This is a genomic window from Streptomyces sp. NPDC007164, from assembly GCF_040634135.1.
Lineage (GTDB): Bacteria > Actinomycetota > Actinomycetes > Streptomycetales > Streptomycetaceae > Streptomyces > Streptomyces sanglieri.
The window spans coordinates 45,272-63,694 of the sequence record NZ_JBEYFB010000014.1; the positions used below are offsets into that span (position 1 = coordinate 45,272).

General features: G+C 71.4%; 14 protein-coding genes. 6 read left to right on the plus strand and 8 right to left on the minus strand.

Translation table 11 applies throughout. The features are described from left to right. Nucleotide 1 precedes the first annotated feature (1 nt). The 4 genes from ccrA to ABZ622_RS19450 form a co-directional block, all read right to left on the minus strand. Entirely contained in the window at nucleotides 2-1,447 is a 1,446-nt protein-coding gene (gene ccrA, locus ABZ622_RS19435; RefSeq protein ID WP_360544666.1) for a crotonyl-CoA carboxylase/reductase, read from the minus strand. A 365-nt stretch (nucleotides 1,448-1,812) separates the two neighbouring features. Then, on the minus strand, nucleotides 1,813-2,607 hold the full coding sequence (locus ABZ622_RS19440) for a GNAT family N-acetyltransferase (protein ID WP_360544668.1): 795 nt from the start codon (nucleotides 2,605-2,607) through the stop codon (nucleotides 1,813-1,815). 79 nt (nucleotides 2,608-2,686) lie between these two features. After that, nucleotides 2,687-3,502, minus strand: coding sequence for a TetR family transcriptional regulator (locus ABZ622_RS19445; protein ID WP_360544670.1), 816 nt, complete (start codon nucleotides 3,500-3,502; stop codon nucleotides 2,687-2,689). A 139-nt stretch (nucleotides 3,503-3,641) separates the two neighbouring features. Then, nucleotides 3,642-5,423, minus strand: a complete 1,782-nt coding sequence (locus tag ABZ622_RS19450) for a 3-hydroxybutyryl-CoA dehydrogenase (RefSeq protein WP_360544672.1) — start codon at nucleotides 5,421-5,423, stop codon at nucleotides 3,642-3,644. Nucleotides 5,424-5,809: 386 nt separating this feature from the next. Between ABZ622_RS19450 and ABZ622_RS19455 the strand changes: the two genes are divergently transcribed. After that, nucleotides 5,810-6,394 carry a HEAT repeat domain-containing protein gene (locus ABZ622_RS19455; RefSeq protein ID WP_360544674.1) on the plus strand — a complete coding sequence of 195 codons (585 nt, stop codon included), beginning with the start codon at nucleotides 5,810-5,812 and terminating at the stop codon, nucleotides 6,392-6,394. A gap of 13 nt (nucleotides 6,395-6,407) precedes the next feature. Here ABZ622_RS19455 and ABZ622_RS19460 read toward each other — a convergent pair whose 3' ends face one another. The 3 genes from ABZ622_RS19460 to ABZ622_RS19470 all read right to left on the minus strand — a co-directional run bounded on the left by ABZ622_RS19460 (nucleotide 6,408) and on the right by ABZ622_RS19470 (nucleotide 9,824). Continuing rightward, nucleotides 6,408-6,968, minus strand: coding sequence for a GNAT family N-acetyltransferase (locus tag ABZ622_RS19460; RefSeq protein WP_360544676.1), 561 nt, complete (start codon nucleotides 6,966-6,968; stop codon nucleotides 6,408-6,410). A gap of 56 nt (nucleotides 6,969-7,024) precedes the next feature. Further along, nucleotides 7,025-8,632 carry an alpha/beta hydrolase gene (locus ABZ622_RS19465; protein WP_360544678.1) on the minus strand — a complete coding sequence of 536 codons (1,608 nt, stop codon included), beginning with the start codon at nucleotides 8,630-8,632 and terminating at the stop codon, nucleotides 7,025-7,027. A 151-nt stretch (nucleotides 8,633-8,783) separates the two neighbouring features. Continuing rightward, the gene (locus ABZ622_RS19470; RefSeq protein ID WP_360544680.1) at nucleotides 8,784-9,824 is read right to left on the minus strand and encodes an Rv2578c family radical SAM protein; all 1,041 of its coding nucleotides are present in this window, start codon (nucleotides 9,822-9,824) and stop codon (nucleotides 8,784-8,786) included. Between the two features lie 149 nt (nucleotides 9,825-9,973). Between ABZ622_RS19470 and ABZ622_RS19475 the strand changes: the two genes are divergently transcribed. The 4 genes from ABZ622_RS19475 to ABZ622_RS19490 all read left to right on the plus strand — a co-directional run bounded on the left by ABZ622_RS19475 (nucleotide 9,974) and on the right by ABZ622_RS19490 (nucleotide 16,593). Next, on the plus strand, nucleotides 9,974-10,417 hold the full coding sequence (locus ABZ622_RS19475) for an SRPBCC family protein (RefSeq protein WP_360544682.1): 444 nt from the start codon (nucleotides 9,974-9,976) through the stop codon (nucleotides 10,415-10,417). 187 nt (nucleotides 10,418-10,604) lie between these two features. Beyond that, nucleotides 10,605-13,067: an MFS transporter gene (locus ABZ622_RS19480; RefSeq protein ID WP_360544684.1), complete on the plus strand. Its 2,463-nt coding sequence runs from the start codon at nucleotides 10,605-10,607 to the stop codon at nucleotides 13,065-13,067. 202 nt (nucleotides 13,068-13,269) lie between these two features. Next, nucleotides 13,270-15,729 (plus strand): SpoIIE family protein phosphatase, encoded by a 2,460-nt coding sequence (locus ABZ622_RS19485; protein WP_360544686.1) that lies wholly within the window; start codon nucleotides 13,270-13,272, stop codon nucleotides 15,727-15,729. 120 nt (nucleotides 15,730-15,849) lie between these two features. After that, complete coding sequence (locus tag ABZ622_RS19490; protein ID WP_360544688.1) at nucleotides 15,850-16,593, plus strand: methyltransferase domain-containing protein; 744 nt, start codon at nucleotides 15,850-15,852, stop codon at nucleotides 16,591-16,593. A 15-nt stretch (nucleotides 16,594-16,608) separates the two neighbouring features. Here the strand turns inward: ABZ622_RS19490 and ABZ622_RS19495 are convergent, their stop codons facing one another. Further along, on the minus strand, nucleotides 16,609-17,649 hold the full coding sequence (locus ABZ622_RS19495; RefSeq protein WP_360544690.1) for an aldo/keto reductase: 1,041 nt from the start codon (nucleotides 17,647-17,649) through the stop codon (nucleotides 16,609-16,611). A gap of 168 nt (nucleotides 17,650-17,817) precedes the next feature. Between ABZ622_RS19495 and ABZ622_RS19500 the strand changes: the two genes are divergently transcribed. Beyond that, a complete protein-coding gene (locus ABZ622_RS19500; protein ID WP_360544888.1) occupies nucleotides 17,818-18,420 on the plus strand; it encodes a TetR/AcrR family transcriptional regulator in 603 nt (200 codons plus the stop codon). Nucleotides 18,421-18,423: the final 3 nt, after the last annotated feature.

Sequence of the window (18,423 nt, forward strand, 5' to 3'; positions counted from 1 at the left end):
GTCAGACGTCCCGGCTGTGCTTGTCGGTCCGCTCCGCTGACGCGTCACGGCTGTGCTTGTCGGTCCGCTCCGCTGACGCGTCACGGCTGTGCTTGTCGGTCCCCTCCGCTGACGCGTCACGGAACAGATTGATGGCGTCGATGTGCTGCTCGCGCAGTTCCTCGTCGCGCACGCCGAGCCCTTCGCGCGGGGCCAGGGCCAGCACGCCGACCTTGCCCTGGTGGAGGTTGCGGTGGACGTCGTACGCGGCCTGGCCGGTCTCCTCCAGCGAGTAGACCTTCGACAGCGTGGGGTGGATCTTGCCCTTGGCGACGAGGCGGTTGGCCTCCCACGCCTCGCGGTAGTTGGCGAAGTGCGAGCCCACGATCTTCTTCAGCGACATCCACAGGTAGCGGTTGTCGTACTCGTGGTTGTAGCCGGACGTGGAGGCGCAGGTGACGATCGTGCCGCCCTTGCGGGTCACGTACACCGAGGCGCCGAAGGTCTCGCGGCCCGGGTGCTCGAAGACGATGTCCACGTCCTCGCCGCCGGTGAGTTCACGGATGCGCTTGCCGAACCGCTTCCACTCGCGCGGGTCCTGGTTGTGCTCGTCCTTCCAGAACTTGTAGCCCTCGGCGGTGCGGTCGATGATCGCCTCGGCGCCCATCTTCCGGCAGATGCTGGCCTTCTGCTCGCTGGAGACGACACAGATCGGGTTGGCGCCGCCGGCCAGGGCGAACTGCGTGGCGTACGAGCCGAGTCCGCCGCTGGCACCCCAGATCAGCACGTTGTCGCCCTGCTTCATTCCCGCGCCGTTGCGCGAGACGAGCTGGCGGTACGCGGTGGAGTTGACCAGGCCCGGAGCCGCGGCCTCCTCCCAGCTCAGGTGCTGCGGCTTCGGCATCAGCTGGTTGGACTTGACGAGCGCGATCTCCGCCAGCCCGCCGAAGTTGGTCTCGAACCCCCAGATCCGCTGCTCGGGGTCGAGCATCGTGTCGTTGTGGCCGTCCGAGGACTCCAGTTCGACCGAGAGGCAGTGGGCGACGACCTCGTCGCCGGGGTGCCAGGCGTTGACGCCGGGGCCGGTGCGCAGGACGACACCCGCCAGGTCGGAACCGATGACGTGGTACGGCAGGTCGTGGCGCCTGGTGAGCTCGCTGAGCTTTCCGTAGCGCTCCAGGAAGCCGAAGGTGGACATGGGCTCGAAGATCGAGGTCCAGACGGAGTTGTAGTTCACCGAACTCGCCATGACGGCGACCAGGGCCTCGCCGGGCCCGAGTTCGGGCACCGGGACCTCGTCGAGGTGCAGCGACTTGCGGGGGTCCTTGTCGCGGGTGGCGAGGCCGTCGAACATCGCGGTCTCGTCCTTGTGCACGGTCACCGCGCGGTACGACTCGGGGATGGACAGGGCCGCGAAGTCTGCGGCTGTGCTGTCCGGCGATTGGATCGCGTCCAGGATTTCCTTCACGGGGTGCCTCCGGCGGATGGGGGCGCTGAGGGAACGCTTGCGATCCCTGCGAGCAGGAGAGGGAACGGTGTGGAGGTGCTGCCGTCGGTTCGGCTGTCAAAGCTTCGGCCTGCTCTGTGGAGCAGAAGGGTTTGCCTGTGACGCAGGCGTCCGGGCGCGCAGGCAATTCGCTTGCGGGGACAGCCGGCGTACGTGAGTTCGCAGCACGCCGGCCGCCCGGACAACTTCAACGTATGGCACTCCGTGACACCTGGCAAGGCACTCGGTGCCAACAATTTCTCTCACTTGTCACCCGCCGGGCACGTATGAGCAGCGTGGGGGGTGTTTCGCAGGGATATGCCCGGTAAAGAATCGCGAATGATCGATCAGTGCGACCGGTACACATAGGGGGTCGTGGTGCTCAGGGCGAGGAATCCGAGCCGCCGCAGGATCGGGGCGCTCATGTCGGAGGCGTCGACTTGAAGGTAGCCGTAACCGCGCTCCGCCGCGATCCGGGCGCGGAAGGCCACCAGGGCCCGGTAGACGCCCTTCCCGCGCCACGCCTCGACCGTGCCGCCGCCCCAGAGCCCCGCGAAGCCCGTGCCCCGGTACAGCTCCATCCGGGCCGAGCTGACCGGCTCGTCGCCCACCATGGCGAGGACGCCGACGAAGCCGTCCGGGTCCTCGGCCAGCCGGGCCAGCACCTGATGCCGCAGCCGCGACCAGTCGGAGCCGAACGCCCGCTCATGGGCGAGGGCCATCAGCTCCACGTCGTCCGCGTCACGCACGGTGCGCAGCCGTACGCCGTCGGGGAGCGCCGCTTCCGTCGAGAGTTCCGCGACCGGGGCGACCAGCAGGGTCTCCGGCTCCTCCGCCTCGAAGCCGGCCGCCGACAGCCGCTGGGCCAGCTCGGCGGGCCGGTCGTGCGCGTACAGCTTCCACTCGAATTCGCCGTGCCCCAGAGCCGTGTAGTGGGCCACCTGCTCGGCGATCACCGCGTCTGTCCGGGCGGGATCCAGGTCCGGGGCCGACCAGACGACGGCGTTCCAGTCGTCGGCCGCGCCTACCTGCCGTACGACGTCTCCGGTGCGCTCGACGCGGACGCCGGGGCCGTCGGGGCGGGCGTGCTCGCGCATCTCGCGGTCGAACAGGGCCAGCAGCGCTTCTCGTTCAGGGTTCATCCGGCCCACACAACACCGGCGTCGCGGGCGCGACAACCGGGTTTCGGTGCGGGCGGGGGGCGCCCCCGCCCGTACCCGTTCAGCGGTCCTGGAGCGCCTGCTGGATCGTGCGCATCACTTCGTCGAGCGGTGCGTCGGTCCGTGCCACGGCGACCAGCACCTCGCCTCGGGACGTCACCGAGGCGGCCGGCTGCTTCGCGGGCTCGGCGCCGACGGTCCGGCCGGCCCCGATGCCGGTCCCGAAGGTGTCCCGGACGATCGCGAAGGCGTGGTCGAGCTGTGCCTCCACATCGCCCTCGCCGTCCGCCCGCAGCCAGCGGCGCAGCACATGGTTGTGCGCGGTGACCACGGCCGAGGCCGCGACCTCCGCCAGCAGCGGGTCGTCGTTGCCGACATGGTGGTCGCGCTCGTCGAAATGGCCCAGCAGATAGCGGGTGAACAGCCGCTCGTAGCGGGCCACCGAGGCGATCTCCGCCTGGCGCAGGGTGGGGACCTCGCGGGTCAGTTTGTAACGGGCCACGGAGACCGCGGGCTTCGCCGCGTACATCTTCATGACTTCCTTGATGCCGCGGCAGACGGTGTCGAGGGGGTGCTCGTGCGCCGGGGCGGCATTGAGGACGGCCTCGGCCCTGACGAGGGTGTCGTCGTGGTCCGGGAAGATCGCCTCTTCCTTGGAACGGAAGTGCCGGAAGAAGGTCCGCCGGGCGACTCCGGCGGCGCCCGCGATCTCGTCGACCGTCGTCGCCTCGTACCCCTTCGTGGCGAAGAGTTCCATCGCTGCGGCGGCCAGCTCGCGGCGCATCTTGAGCCGTTGGGCGGCGGCGCGCGTGCCTGCGGCACTTTCCTGGGCGTCGGGCGCGGCGGAGACACGGGAGGACCTGGCGGGCTGGGACATGGTGTGAACGTACTGCATCGGGTCGGGGGAGTGCGCCCGTGGGGGCGGGCCGCCCGAAGGATCGAGCAGCCCGCCCCAACCGCCCTTGGCCTCGAAGGACCCGGCAGCGGGCCTCGCGGCGCCGCGGCGCCGGGCCCGGTCAGCGCCGGGCATATTCGCGGAAGCCGCGCCCCGTCTTGCGGCCGAGGCAGCCGGCGGCCACCAGGTGTTCGAGCAGCGGCGCCGGAGCGAGGCCCGGGTCGCGGAACTCGCTGTGCAGCACCTTCTCGATGGCCAGCGAGACATCGAGCCCGACGACGTCGAGCAGCTCGAACGGCCCCATCGGGTAGCCGCCGCCCAGCTTCATCGCGGCGTCGATGTCGTCGAGGGTCGCGTAGTGCTCCTCGACCATCTTGATCGCGTTGTTGAGGTACGGGAACAGCAGTGCGTTCACGATGAACCCGGCCCGGTCCCCGCAGTCCACCGGGTGCTTGCGGACCTTGCCGCACACCTCGCGGACCGTGGCGTGGACATCGTCGGCGGTGAGCACCGTACGGACCACCTCGACCAGCTTCATCGCCGGCGCCGGGTTGAAGAAGTGCATCCCGATCACGTCCTCGGGACGCGAGGTGGCCCGCGCGATGGCCACGACCGGCAGCGACGAGGTGGTGGTGGCGAGGACGGCGCCCGGCCTGCAGACCTTGTCCATGGTCCCGAACAACTGCTGCTTGACCGCCAGGTCCTCGGCGACGGCCTCCACCGCGAGGTCGACATCGGCGAAGGCGTCCAGCGAATCGGCCGCGGTGATCCGGGCCAGCGCCGCGTCCCGCGCCTCGGTCGTCAGCCGCCCCTTGGTGACCGAACGCTCCAGAGACTTGGCGATCCGGCCCTTCGCGATGTCCGCCTTCTCCTGGCCGCGGGCGGCCAGCACCACGTCGTACCCGGCCTTCGCGAAGACCTCGGCGATCCCCGAGGCCATCGTCCCGGAACCCGCGACACCCACCGAGCGCACCGTGCGCCCGGCCGCCGCCGCCCCGTTGTCCCGGGGCGTCAGCGCGTCCGGCACCGCGGTCTGGCTGCCGGGACCCTCGTACGTGTAGAAGCCGCGGCCCGACTTGCGGCCGGTCAGCCCCGCCTCGCTCAGCTGCCTGAGCACGGGCGCCGGGGCGTGCAGCCGGTCGCGCGTCTCGGCGTACATCGCCTCCAGGACGGTACGGGCGGTGTCGATCCCGATCAGGTCGAGCAGGGCGAGCGGTCCCATCGGCAGACCGCAGCCGAGCTTCATCGCCGCGTCGATGTCCTCCCGGGAGGCGTAACTGGCCTCGTACATCGCGGCGGCCTGGTTGAGGTAGCCGAACAGCAGCCCGTCGGCGACGAAGCCCGGCCGGTCGCCGACCGCGACCGGCTCCTTGCCCAGGCTGCGGGCGAGCGCCGTGACCGCCTCCACGGCCGGCGGCGCGGTCAGCACCGACGAGACCACCTCGACCAGCTTCATCGCCGGCGCCGGGTTGAAGAAGTGCAGGCCGAGCACGCGTTCCGGGTGCAGCGACTCGGCGGCCAGCCGGGTCACCGACAGCGCGTTGGTGCCGGTCGCCAGGATCGCGGTGGGGGAGACGATCGCGTCCAGCTCCCGGAAGACCTGCTGCTTGATCTCGTACGACTCGGGCACGACCTCGATGACCAGCTCCGCCTCCGCGGCGGCCTGGAGGCCGGGGAAGGTGCGGAACCGGGCGAGGACGTCGCTCCGCTCCTCCTCGGTGATCCGCTCGCGCCGCACGGCGCGGGCGGTGGCGGCCTCCAGGGTGGCGACGGCCCGGCGGGCGGCCGCGTCGCTGGTGTCGATACCGATGACCTCGTGGCCGGCGCGGGCCAGGACCTCGGCGATGCCGGTGCCCATGGTGCCGAGACCGACGACGGCAATGGTGCTGAGCGGCGTGTCCATCACGGGACTCCAGAGAATGAGTGACGACTGAGAGGAGGCACGGCGCGCACTGGAAGAAGGGGAACCGGCGCGACACGTGCGGGTGTTGCGTGTCGTGGAACTCGGGGCCGTCGGCGCGACGAGCACACCCGGACCCGGAAAGGGGCGACGGACTCTGTCCCGGAGTCACGTCTGGCACAACTGCCGAACCGACAGGCACTCCGGGTGGCTGCGTCACCAGGCCACCGGAGCAAGCGGGGATGGTGTCCCGCTCACATGAGATTAACTGCCCGGTAACGAGCGCGCCAGTCCCCGGCCGTTGTGCCCCGTGCCACATTTCCCCCGGCCTCATGACCGAATTCCCCCACCCCTCGATACGCAGAGTCCCCGCCGATACGCTGACGGTCATGGACGAGGAGTTCCGGTCGCTGGCGGACCGGCTTGCTGACGAGGCGGAAGCGGCGGGGGAGTCGGCGCAGTGCCGCGGACTGCTCGCCACCGAGGACGAGGAGGAGCTGGCCCGGGTCCTGGTGGAACGCGAACGCCCGCTCTGGGCCCGTGAGATTGCCGCCTTCCGGCTCGGCTGCGGTGGAGACCGACGGGCCTTCGAGGCGCTGGTCCTGCTGCTCAACCACCGCGACCCGGAGCGCTGCGTCTCGGCCGCCCACGCCCTGGTGCTCCTCGGCGACCCCCGTACGCCCCGGGCCGCGGCCGCCCTGGCGACCAACACCCTGCGCACCGCGTACGCCCTGCACCCGGTGCGGCTGCTCACCGCGTTGCGGGCCCCGGAGTCCGTACCGGCGCTGATGAGCACCCTGGAGCCGCTGCTCGCGCCCGGCGGCGATCCGCACCGGCGGGTGGCGCTCGCCTGTGTGGAGGGCCTCGGCCGGCTGGGGGACGAGCGGGCCCGCCCGCTCCTGGAGGCGGCGCTGGCGCATCCGGGGCTGGGGGCCGCGGCACGCGACGCGCTCGGCCGGCTGGACGCGCCCTGAGCGGCCGTGCGGCTCAGGTGGCGGCGGGGCCGCCGAGAGCGCGTACGTAGCGGACCTCGGGCACCAGCGCGCCGTCCGCCTCGAAGGACTCCTCGGCACCGTCGGGGCGGAAACCCGCGCGTTCGTAGAAGCGGCGGGCCGGGGCGTTCTCCTTCAGCACCCACAGCGCCAGGTCCGGGAAGCCGGCGGCCGTGGTGCGGCCGAGTATCTCGGTCATCAGGGCGCGGCCCGCCCCGGTCCCGATCTGCTCGGGCGTCACATAGAGCGCGTACAGCTCGCCCCGCGCGACCGGCCTTCCCATCTCCCGGTACGGGCCGTAGCAGCCCCAGCCGATCACTCCGGAACCCGGCCGTTCGGCCACCAGGTTCACGATCGTGGTGCCCCCGCCGAGGGACGCCCGCCGCCGCTCCGCGTCCTCGGCGACGGCGAGGTCCATCTTGTCCAGATACGACTGCGGCACCAGCCCCGTGTACGCGCCCCGCCAGCCGCGCGCCCGGATCCGCGAGACCGTCTCGCAGTCGTCGACGGTCATGTCCCGGACTCGGATCCCGGTGGGTGTGGTTCTTGTCGTCATACGGGCCATCCTGGCGCATCCGTCAGGACAGCCCGTACGCGAGCCGGACCGGGGCGTCAGCCGCGGAAGCCGAGCAGCCCGTGCAGGGCGCCGCCCCTGCTGCCGGAGCCCGTACGCCGCGCCGACTTCGACGCCGCCTCGCCGGTCAGCGGCTGCGGGTCGGGGGACTTGGCGCACACCGCGTCCGCGTCGGCCCGGCTGCCCTCGCCGCGCGGGACGGTGCCCTTGGCGAGATAGTCCGCCAGATAGGTGTCCAGGCAGTCGTTGCCGCTCAGCGTGATGCCGTGGTTGCCGCCGCCCTGTTCGACGACCAGGCTGGAACCGCGCAGCCTGCGGTGCAGGGTGACCCCGCCCTCGTACGGTGTGGCCGCGTCGTCGGTGGCCTGGAAGAGCAGTACCGGAGGCAGGGCGCTGTTGGAGACGCGTACCGGATTCAGCGGCTCCACCGGCCAGTCGGCGCACGGGGCGTTGTACCAGTTGTTGTTCCAGGTGAAGAACGGTGCCTTGGCGTGCACCCGACGGCTGTCGCCGCGCCAGGTGTTCCACTGCCGGGGCCACTGGGCGTCGCGGCACTGCACGGCCGTGTAGACCGAGTACCCGTTGTCGCCCTCGGCGTCGACCGCGCCGAACTTCTTGTACGCCTTCATCAGCGGCTTCTCGTCGCCGTCGTTCGTGTACGCGGCGAACGCCTCGGCCAGAAGCGGCCAGTACCCGTTGTAGTAGCCGCCCGGCAGGAAGGTGTCCTCCAGCTCGCTCGGGCCGACCTTCCCGCCCGCCGGACGCGCCTTGACGGCCTCGCGCATCGCGTACCAGGCGGCTTCGACCTTCGCGGGGTCGCTGCCCAGCCGGTACGTGGAGTCGTGCTTCGCCACCCAGGCGGCGAAGGCCTTGTGACGGGCGTCGAAGGCGTAGTCCTGACCGATGTTGTCGTCGTACCAGACGCCGTCCGGGTCCACGTTCGAGTCGAGGGCGAAGCGCCGCACCCGCTCCGGGAAGAGCTTCGCGTACACCGCGCCGAGGTAGGTGCCGTAGGAGTACCCGAAGTAGTTGAGCTGCCGGGAGCCGGTGGCCCGCCGGATCACATCGAGGTCCTTCGCGGCGCTGACCGTGTCCATGTACGGCAGCAGGTCCGGGTACTTGCGCCCGCACGCCTCGGCGAACGAGCGGGCCCGGTTCCGGTTGGTCTGCTCCACGCCGGGCGGGCCGGGCACCGAGTCGGGGCGCAGCGGGTCGAAGTACTTCGGTACGCAGTCCAGCGCCGGCCGGCTCTTTCCGACACCGCGCGGGTCGAAGCCGATCACGTCGTACTGCGAGGCGATTGCCCTCGGCAGTGAGGACGCCACGAATCCGGCCAGCGACAGACCACTGCCGCCGGGGCCGCCCGGGTTGACGAGCAGCGGGCCCTGGAAGGTCTTCGCGGTGTGCGGGATGCGGGACAGGGCGAGGGTGATCCGCCGGCCCGACGGATCGTCATGGTCGAGCGGGGTACTGACCGATGAGCACTGCAGCCGCGGATGCGACTTGGTGCCGCAGTCGGTCCATTCGAGCCGTGCGGCGTCGGTGAGCCGTGCGCCGTTGTCGGCGGCCGCCGGGGACGGTGCGGCGGTCACCAGACCGGCGACCGTCGCACCGACGGCGAACAGAACTCCTGAACGTTTCGTCATATGGCCTCCCGTGGTGGGGGAAACACGGCTGCGCGTGGCGCAGCCCCCGCCGCATGCTCCCCGCATTCGCACCAGGAAGGACCTGTTGTGTGGAGAGTTGACCCGTTTGCCGGTGTTGTTCCGTCGGGGTCTCCACGACGGAACCGGCGGATCAGAGCAGGGTCAGCTGCGTGGCCCCGGGACCTTCGGGCGTCGAGGGCCGCTCCTTCCGGGTGGGGAGCCGCCGGGCGGTGCCGCGGTGCGAGGGGCCGATGCCGAACTCGGTGGCCAGCTCGTGGACGTGCCGGGTGATGCGGCGCTGGTACCACTTGGGCGCGTAGGCGCCCTCGGCGTACAGCCGCTCGTACCGCCGCACCAGATGGGGGTGATGGTTGCCGAGCCACTGCATGTACCACTCCCGGGCGCCGGGCCGCAGATGGAGGACGAGCGGGGTCACCGAGGTCGCCCCGGCGGCGGCGATCGCCCGGACCGTGGCGCGCAGCTGGTCTGGATGGTCGCCGAGGAACGGGACGACAGGGGCCATCAGCACACCGCAGTCGATGCCGTCCTCGCTCAGTGTGCGGACGGCGTCCAGGCGGCGCGGCGGGGACGGGGTGCCGGGCTCGACGGTGCGCCACAGCGCCTCGTCGACGAAGCCGACCGAGACGCAGACGCCGACGTCGGTGACCTCGGCGGCCTGTCGCAGCAGTTCCAGATCGCGCAGGATCAGCGTCCCCTTGGTCAGGATCGAGAACGGGTTCGCGTGATCGCGCAGCGCCGAGATGATGCCGGGCATCAGCCGGTACCGGCCCTCGGCGCGCTGGTAGCAGTCGACATTGGTGCCCATCGCGATGTGCGCGCCGTGCCAGCGGCTGGACGCCAGCTGCCCGCGGAGCAGCTCCGGGGCGTTGATCTTGACGACGATCTGGGAGTCGAAGCCGAGACCGGTGTCGAGGTCGAGATAGCTGTGGGTCTTGCGGGCGAAGCAGTAGACGCAGGCGTGCGAGCAGCCCCGGTACGGATTGACCGTCCATTCGAACGGCATCCGCGATGCGCCCGGCACCCGGTTCACGATCGAACGGGCCCGGATCTCGTGGAAGGTGATCCCCCGGAATTCCGGGGTGTCAAAGGTGCGCGTGGTCACCGCGTCGGCGGTGAAGAGCGCGCTGCTCCCGGTCGTGGCGGGGTTCTCGACCAGATTGTCCCAGCGCATGGACGCCTCCTCGGTAGTACTGGACAGAGAATAGAACACTTGTTCCCTTGATCGTTTTCTCCCCTTCGTCCCGGGCCGGATTTTGAGCGGAGTGCCCGAGGTGGTTGGCTCAGCACACCCCCGAACAACCGAGTGCTGGAGGAACAGCCATGGCGCAGGTCGAGGCCACGACAGAGCGAGTCATCGCGGCGGACGCGGAGACGGTGTTCGACGCGCTGGCCGACTACAAGGAGGTCCGGGGCAAGGTGCTGCCCGGACACTTCAGCGAGTACGAGGTGCGCGAGGGCGGTGACGGCGAGGGCACCCTCGTCCACTGGATGCTCCAGGCCACCAGCAAGCGGGTGCGCGACTGCCTGCTGGAGGTCACCGAGCCCACCGACGGGCAGCTCGTGGAGAAGGACCGCAACTCCTCGATGGTCACCACCTGGACCGTCACCCCGGCCGGCGAGGGCAGGTCGAAGGCCGTCGTCTCGACCGTCTGGAACGGTGCCGGCGGCATCGGCGGATTCTTCGAGAAGACCTTCGCGCCCAAGGGGCTCGGGCGGATCTACGACGAGCTGCTGCAGAATCTCGCCACCGAGGTCGAGAAGTAGCCCTCTCCGTGCTTGACCGGCCTCACCGGTTCGGGTGGTTCTGTCGGCCCGCCGGTTGTGCGCCGTAGCGGCTCCCACCGGGAACTAAGCCCCCGAGTGCGCTGTCGGCGCCCCTCCGTCGCGTTTGCCCTCCGTTGTTTCGCAATGGCAGAAATGGGCGGCGCAGACGCGACGAGGGGAGCGGCACGTGGTGGGTGGGATCACTCTGTTGGAGGAGGAGCCGGGCGGCGCGGGGACCGCCGGAACGGCAGCCGCACCGCCCTCGCCGCCTCCTGCCGGGGCCGGACCGGCGGCTCCCGCCCCGTACGGTGAACCGGAGACGGACCGCCGCCGCATCCGGCTGATCTTCATCGGGCTGATGCTCACGCTGCTGCTCGCGGCGCTCGACCAGATGATCGTCGCCACCGCGCTGCCGAAGATCGTCGGCGAGCTGCACGGCCTGGAGAAGATGTCCTGGGCCGTCACCGCGTATCTGCTCGCCTCCACGATCGGACTGCCGATCTACGGAAAGCTCGGCGACCTCTTCGGCCGCAAGGGCGTCTTCCAGTTCGCCATCGTCGTCTTCATCATCGGTTCCGCGCTCGCCGGCCGGTCCCACACCATGGACCAGCTGATCGCCTTCCGCGCCGTCCAGGGCATCGGCGGCGGCGGGCTGATGATCGGGGTCCAGGCGATCATCGCGGATGTCGTGCCGCCCAGGGAACGCGGCCGGTTCATGGGGCTCATCGGTGCCGCGTTCGGCCTCGCGTCCGTGGCGGGCCCGCTGCTCGGCGGCTTCTTCACCGACCACGTCACCTGGCGTTGGTGCTTCTACATCAACGTCCCGTTCGGCCTGGCCACGCTCGCCGTCATCACCGTCGTACTGAAACTCCCCAGGCCCACCGTCCGGCCCCGCCTCGACGTGCTGGGCGCGCTGCTGCTCGCGGCCGCCTCCACCTGCCTGGTGCTGCTGACGAGTTGGGGCGGAACGGAGTACGCGTGGGGCTCGCGCACCATCCTGGGGCTGGGGGCCGGCGCAGTCGGAACGACCCTGCTGTTCCTGGTGGTCGAGCACCGGGCCGCCGAACCCATCATCCCGCTGCGGTTGTTCCGTGACTCGATCTTCAATGTCACCGCGCTCGTCGGGGCGATCGTCGGGGTCGGACTGTTCGGCGCCGCCAGCTATCTGCCGACCTTCCTCCAGATGGTCGACGGCGCCACGGCCACCGAGTCCGGGCTGCTGATGCTCCCGATGATGGGCGGCATCGTCATCGCGTCCGTCGTCTCCGGCCAACTGATCTCCCGCACCGGCCGCTACCGGATCCACCCGATCCTCGGCAGCGGGATCTCGGTGGTCGGGATGTGGCTGCTCTCCCGCCTCGAAGCCGACACCCCGCCGCTCGAATACAGCATCGCGCAGGCCGTGCTCGGCATCGGGATCGGGCTGATCATGCCGGTCCTGGTGCTCGCCGTGCAGAACTCCGTCGCGCCCGCCGACATCGGCTCCGCCACCAGTGCCAACAACTACTTCCGGCAGATCGGCGGCAGCGTCGGCGCCGCCGTCTTCGGGACGCTCTTCGCCGGCCGCCTCGCGGACGCGCTCGCCGTCCGGCTGCCGTCCGGCGCCGACCTCCCCGACCCCGAGTCGCTCACCCCGCAGCTGGTCCACGCCATGGAGCCCGCGCTGCGCGACAGTTATATCCAGGCGTACGCCGACGCGATGCCGCGGATCTTCCTCTACCTCGTGCCGGTGCTCGCGCTCGGCCTGTTCTTCGCCTTCTTCCTCAAGGAGAAACCACTGGTGTCCCACCACAGCCCCGAAAGCGCCGCCGAGTCCGTGACCGTTCCGGCCGCCCGCACCACCACGACCCCCACGAGCACCGAGGCCGCCGCGCCGCCGCCCGTCTACCTCTCGGGCGTGCCGGTGTGCGGCAGCGTCCAGCACCCCGACGGTACGAAGGTCCCGCGTGCCGCCCTCACCCTCATCGACGTCCAGGGCCAGCAGGTCGGACGGGGCGCGAGCGGCGACGACGGGCGGTACGCGCTGAGCGTGCCGGGCGCCGGTTCGTACGTGCTCATCGCCGCCGCCGGCGGCCACCAGCCGCAGGCCGTCAGCGTCACCGTGGGCGAACGGCCCGTCGAGCTCGATGTGGTGCTCGGCGGGGCCGGGCGGCTCGCCGGGACCGTCGTCACCGCCGACGGCATCCCGGTCCGCGACGCCGCCGTCACCCTCACCGACGTCCGCGGCGAGGTCGTCTCGTCGACCCGGAGCGGACGCGAAGGCGGCTATGTGATCTCGGAGCTGGTCGCCGGGGAGTACACCCTCGCCGCCAGCGCCCCCGCCTTCCGGCCCGCCGCGCTGCCGGTGAGCGTGCAGGCGGCCAGGGAGACCCGGCAGGACATCGAACTCGCCGGCGGCGCGGTGCTGCGCGGCATCGTGCGGGCGAGCGGCGGCCGGCCCGTCGAGGACGCCCGGGTCACCCTCCTGGACGCGGCCGGCAATGTGGTCGACACCCTCACCACGGGCCCCGACGGGGCGTTCCGCTTCGTGGACCTCTCCACCGGCGAGTACACCGTGATCGCGGCCGGGTATCCGCCGGTCGCCACCGTTCTCCAGGTGGCGGGCGGCGGACGCACCGAACGCGACCTCCAACTGGGGCACGAGGACTGAGAGTCCGGAGCGACGACGGGCCGGCCGGCGGCTTCCCCGGCCGGCCCGTCCCGTGGCCCGGCCGCCCCAACGCGTCCCGGTGCTCCGGGCGCACAACCCCCCCGGGGGCGATTCCGCCGATGCCCGGCGGGCGCCGGTCACGGAGCCGTACCGTGGAGTCACGAACCGCAGAACGTTGCGGTGGGGAAGGAGCCTTCCACCCATGGAACCCGAGGTGCCGCCGCAGCGGACACCGGCGTCGCGCGACGCCATGACGGGCCGTGTGCCGCTGGCCGTCGCGGTGGTCGACACGAACGGTCTCGTCTCGCACTGGTCGAGCGGCGCGAGACGGCTCTTCGGCGTCACCAGACAGCAGGCGGTCGGCTGCCCGGCAGGTGAACTCCTCCCGATCCACGGTGTGTTGGGCCGCCCGGAGGAGGAGGCCCGGCCCGGATCCGGTCCCGTACCGGACTGCGGAATCGGCGCCGAGCTCGACGGACCGCCGGGCGGGAGCCTGTCGTACCCGGCGGGGGGCCGGGCCCGGGTCGACGAACCGGGGCGCGGCCGGGTCGATGTCCTGTGGTGGGCCTATCCGCTGGTCGGCCCGGGTTCCGAACGGCTGCTGGTGCTCGCCGCCGACGCCGGCCGGGTGGGCGGGGGCGGCCGGGGCGAGGGCCGGGACACCGGGACCGTCGCCCCCGCGTTCGCACTCCACACCGACTTCCCCGGCTACCGGGAGCTGGCGGGCCGGCTGCCCGAGATCCTGCCCAGCATGAGCGTCGGCGAGGCGACCAGGATCGTCGCCCAGGTACTCGAACTCGGCTATCCCGTCCTGGAGTTCAGCCACCGCAGCCAGGTTCCGGTCACCCCCGACTGGGGTGTGCCGCGACGCGACTCCCGGCACCCCGCCCGCTCCCCGCTCGGCGACGGCGGAGCAACGCCCGCTCCCCGCGCCGTCCCCCGCCCCGAACTGGACCTCGAATACGCGGCGGTCCGCGAACGGCTGGAGTTCTTGAACGAGGTCAGCGGCCGCATCGGCACCTCCCTCGACCTGGAACGCACCATCCGCGAGGTCACCAGCGCCGCCGTACCCCGCTTCACCGACTTCGCGGGTACGCATCTGCGTGCCGCGGTCCTGGCCGGCGAGGGCTTCCCGGACGGACCGCCCGACGTCACCACCGTCTGGCACCGGGTCTGGGTCGAGCACAACGACGAACCGGGCCGCTGGGACGACACCGTCCCCGTCGGCGAGTCCATCGCCTTCCCCGAACACACCCCATTCTTCCGGTGCATGGTCACCGGCGAGCCCGTCCTCGTCCCGTACGTCAGCGAGGAGGCGAGCAACCGGATCTCGGGCGAGTTCGAGAAACGCGACCTGCGCCCGCTGATCACCCACCGCTCCCTGCTGATCGTGCCGCTCAAGGCCCGTGACGTGGTCCTCGGCTTCATGGTCCTGATGCGCCGCCCCGGCCGTGAGCCCTTCGACGACATGGACCGCACCACCGGCGCCGAACTGGCCGCCCGCGCCGGGCTGGTACTCGACAACGCCCGCATGTACACCTTCCAGGAGAACGTCGCGGAGACGCTCCAGGACAGCATGCTGCCCCAGGTCGCTCCCCGGATGGCCGGCTGCGACATCGCCACCCGGTACCTGCCCGGCGCCCGGCTCGGCCGGATCGGCGGCGACTGGTTCGACTCGGTGAAGCTGCCCGGCTCCCGGACCGCCCTCGTGGTCGGCGATGTCATGGGGCACGGCCTCAACTCGGCGGCGATGATGGGCCAGTTGCGTACCGCCGTACTGACCATGGCCACGATGGAGATGCCGCCGTCCCAACTGCTGCGCAATCTCGACGACCTGGCGCAGCGCCTGGGCGAGCAGTACCTGGCGACCTGCCTCTACGCCGTCTACGACCCGATCCGCTCCGAGGTCCAGATCGCCAACGCCGGGCACATTCCGCCCGTGCTCGTCCGGGCCGAGGACGGCCGCGCCGAACTCCTGACCCTTCCCACCGGCGCCCCGATCGGTGTCGGTGGTGTCGCCTTCGAGACCGCGACCGTACGGGTGCGGCCCGGCGACCGGCTGATCCTGTGCACCGACGGGCTGGTCGAGGTGCGCGGCCAGGACATCGGCGCCGGACTCGCCGCGCTCTGCGCCTCGGCCGCCCATCCGGCGGCCTCCATGGACGATGCCTGTGACACCATCATCCGCGCCCTGAACCCGCGCGGGGGCCGCAAGGACGACGTCGCGCTGCTGATGGCCCGGCTGAACGGCATCCCGGACGGCGATGTCGCGGAGTGGCAACTCGCCCTGGACCCGCGCGAAGTGGCGCGATCACGACGACTGGTGCGGGGGAAGCTGCTCGACTGGAACCTGCCGGACGCGGTGGAGGCGGCCGAACTGATGGTCAGCGAGCTCGTGACCAACGCCGTGAAGCACGGCCGGTCCCATCACATCGTGCTCCGGCTGGTGCGCACCGGCGCCCTGCTGTGCGAGGTCAGCGACGACGAACCCGCCCCGGCCACGCTGCTCGACGCCGCCTCCCACGACGAGTCCGGGCGCGGCCTGCTCGTGGTGAGCGGCCTCGCCCGTGAATGGGGCACCAGCACCACGGCACACGGCAAGACTGTCTGGTTCGAACAGGCACTCGGTAAGATCCCGGGCCCGAGGTCGCACACCTGGTGAAGTCCCGGCAGGGAGCGGGTGGATGCCGTGCGGGGTCTTGCCGGGGCCGTCCCGGGACGGTAGTCCGGTCCTGAGCAGGACGCAGCACGGCGTCGCAGGACGAACGGACCGGGAGCGCGCATGGACGTGTCACAGCACTATCGCGAGGCGTGGGAGGGCTACTGGTCCGCCACCTCGGACACGCCCGGCGAGGCGATCTGGGACTCCGACCCGTCCCTCACCTCCGTACCCCACACCGAACTGCTGCTGCCGCACGCCGACACCTCGCTGCCCGTCGTCGACCTCGGCTGCGGAAACGGCACCCAGACCCGCTACCTCGCCACCCGCTTCGCGCGCGCGATCGGTGTGGACCTCTCGCACGCGGCCGTCGAGCACGCCCGCCGCGCGGACACCGAGGGCGTCGCGGAGTTCGCCCAGCTCGACCTCGTCGACGCGGAGGCCGTGGCGGCCCTGCGCGAGCGGATCGGCGACGCCAATGTGTATATGCGTGCCGTGATCCACCAGAGCGAGCCCGGGGCCAGGGCTGCCGTCGCCGCGGCGGTCGCGGCGCTGCTGGGAGAGCGGGGACGGGCCTTCGTCACCGAGCCGACCCCGGCCTCCAAGGAGGTGCTCCAGCAGGTGGCGCAGGGCCCGGACGGGCCGCCGGAGAAGCTGCGCCGGGTACTGGCCCACGGGCTCAAGCCGGCCAGCGCCACCGAGGAGGAGGTACGGCGGCTGCTAGGGGAGGCCGGGCTCACCACGCTGGACGAGGGCGCGACGGCCCTGGCCCAGACCGAGTACCTGCCCGACGGTACGCGGGTCGCGTTGCCCGCACGCTGGTTCGTGCTCGGCCCGCGGGCGACAGCGGCCGGTGGTGTCGGCTGACGCCCTGGGGCCGGGTCAGGCGGTGGGCCTGCGCCGCCGCTCCGCGACGGCCAGGGCCGGGCGGCGGTAGTCGGCGTCCGAGGGGTTGAGGGTGACCCCGGGCGGGACGATCTTGTCGATGCGGTCGAGGATCTCGTCGTCGAGCCGGACCTCGGCGGCGGCGAGCTGGTCGGTCAGCTGGTCGATGGTGCGGGCCCCGAGGATCACCGAGGACACCGCGGGATGCGTCGCGGCGAACGCCAGCGCCAGGTGTGTCAGCGGGATGCCCGCGTCCTGCGCCACGACCAGCAGCTCCTCCACGGCTTCGAGCTTGCGCCGGTTGCCGGGCAGTTCGAGGTCGAACTTGTGCGCCACCACGCGGCGGAAGGCGTCCAGTTCGATCGGCTCGTTCCCGCGGAACCGCCCGGCCAGCCAGCCGCTGTTGAGCGGACTCCAGGTCAGTACGCCGAGCCCGTACTTCCGTGCCGTGGGCAGCACATCGGCCTCGATTCCACGCACGAACAGCGAGTACGGCGGCTGCTCGGTGTGGAAGGGGATGTGGTTGCGCCGCTCTGCGGCCCACTGGGCCTCGACGATCTGCTCGGCGGGGAAGTCCGAGGTGCCGATGGCCATGATCTTGCCCGCGCGGACCAGGTCGGAGAGCACGGAGAGCGTCTCGTCGATATCGGTGGCCGGGTCGGGGCGGTGGACCTGGTAGAGATCGATGCGGTCGGTGCCCAGCCGCCGCAGGCTGTCGTCGACGGCCCGGGTGAGCCAACGCCGCGAGTTGCCGCGCCGGTTCGGGTCGTCGTCGCCCATCCGGACCGGGAAGTGGCCCTTGGTCGCGAGCACCACGTCGTCGCGACGGCCGTGGAGGGCCTTGCCGATGATCACCTCGGCCTCGCCACCGGAGTACTGGTCGGCGGTGTCGATGAAGTTGATCCCGCCGTCCAGCGCCGTGCGGATCAACCGGACCGCATCGTCGTGGTCGCTGTTTCCCCAGGCGCCCAGGCGCAGGGTGCCCAGCGCGAACTTGCTGACGGAGATGCCGGTGCGGCCGAGAATCCGATGCTGCATCACTGCTCCCTGATGTCGTTTCCTCACGAACGGGGCGCGGAGTCGCTACTTCCCCGACGCCGAAAAGCTACAACCTGCAACATCGATGATGCAAGTAGGAGTCTCAGAGGAGTGCTGATGTAGCGTGTCGGCATGGCGGAGCAGAAGCACACGGTGGAGCGGAAGCGCATGGTGGAGCAGAAGCAGCAGACGAAACGGCCGCTCCGGGCCGACAGCGAACGGACCGTGCGGACGATCCTGGAAGCGGCCGAGCAGGTCCTCGCGGCCAACCCGGCGGCGAGCATGGAGCAGATCGCCCGGGCCGCGGGCGTTGCCCGGACCACCGTCCACCGCCGCTTCGCCACCCGGGAGGCGCTCCTGGACGAGCTCACCGGCTGGGCCGCCCGCCAGTTCGCCGAGGCAGTCGACACCGCCCGCCCCGACGCCGCCCCGCCGCTCGTCGCCCTCTACCAGGTCACCGCCAACGTCCTCCGTGTGAAGACCGACTGGTCGTTCGCCATGAACCGCACCGCCGACGACACCCACCCCGAGGCGGCCCGCATCCACGCCGAGGTCCGCTCCACCTGCGCCCGGGTCTTCCGCCGCGCCCAGGAGGCCGGTGTGCTCCGGCCCGACATCGACCTCGACTGGACCCGGCGCGTCTACTACGCCCTCATCCACGAGGCCGCCAAGGAGGGGGCGGGCGGCGGCGACACCGACGTACTGGCCACACGAGTCGTGGACACCCTGCTGCGCGGGACGGGAGGCCCGGCCGGACTCGCGGGAGCGTGATCC

Bases quoted from the DNA above. Each gene is read 5' to 3' on its own strand.
- ABZ622_RS19440 (WP_360544668.1), bottom strand. From the start codon at position 2,607: ATGAACCCTGAACGAGAAGCGCTGCTGGCCCTGTTCGACCGCGAGATG.
- ABZ622_RS19445 (WP_360544670.1), bottom strand. From the start codon at position 3,502: ATGTCCCAGCCCGCCAGGTCCTCCCGTGTCTCCGCCGCGCCCGACGCC.
- ABZ622_RS19450 (WP_360544672.1), bottom strand. From the start codon at position 5,423: ATGGACACGCCGCTCAGCACCATTGCCGTCGTCGGTCTCGGCACCATG.
- ABZ622_RS19455 (WP_360544674.1), top strand. From the start codon at position 5,810: ATGGACGAGGAGTTCCGGTCGCTGGCGGACCGGCTTGCTGACGAGGCG.
- ABZ622_RS19460 (WP_360544676.1), bottom strand. From the start codon at position 6,968: ATGACGACAAGAACCACACCCACCGGGATCCGAGTCCGGGACATGACC.
- ABZ622_RS19465 (WP_360544678.1), bottom strand. From the start codon at position 8,632: ATGACGAAACGTTCAGGAGTTCTGTTCGCCGTCGGTGCGACGGTCGCC.
- ABZ622_RS19470 (WP_360544680.1), bottom strand. From the start codon at position 9,824: ATGCGCTGGGACAATCTGGTCGAGAACCCCGCCACGACCGGGAGCAGC.
- ABZ622_RS19475 (WP_360544682.1), top strand. From the start codon at position 9,974: ATGGCGCAGGTCGAGGCCACGACAGAGCGAGTCATCGCGGCGGACGCG.
- ABZ622_RS19485 (WP_360544686.1), top strand. From the start codon at position 13,270: ATGGAACCCGAGGTGCCGCCGCAGCGGACACCGGCGTCGCGCGACGCC.
- ABZ622_RS19490 (WP_360544688.1), top strand. From the start codon at position 15,850: ATGGACGTGTCACAGCACTATCGCGAGGCGTGGGAGGGCTACTGGTCC.
- ABZ622_RS19495 (WP_360544690.1), bottom strand. From the start codon at position 17,649: ATGCAGCATCGGATTCTCGGCCGCACCGGCATCTCCGTCAGCAAGTTC.
- ABZ622_RS19500 (WP_360544888.1), top strand. From the start codon at position 17,818: ATGGTGGAGCAGAAGCAGCAGACGAAACGGCCGCTCCGGGCCGACAGC.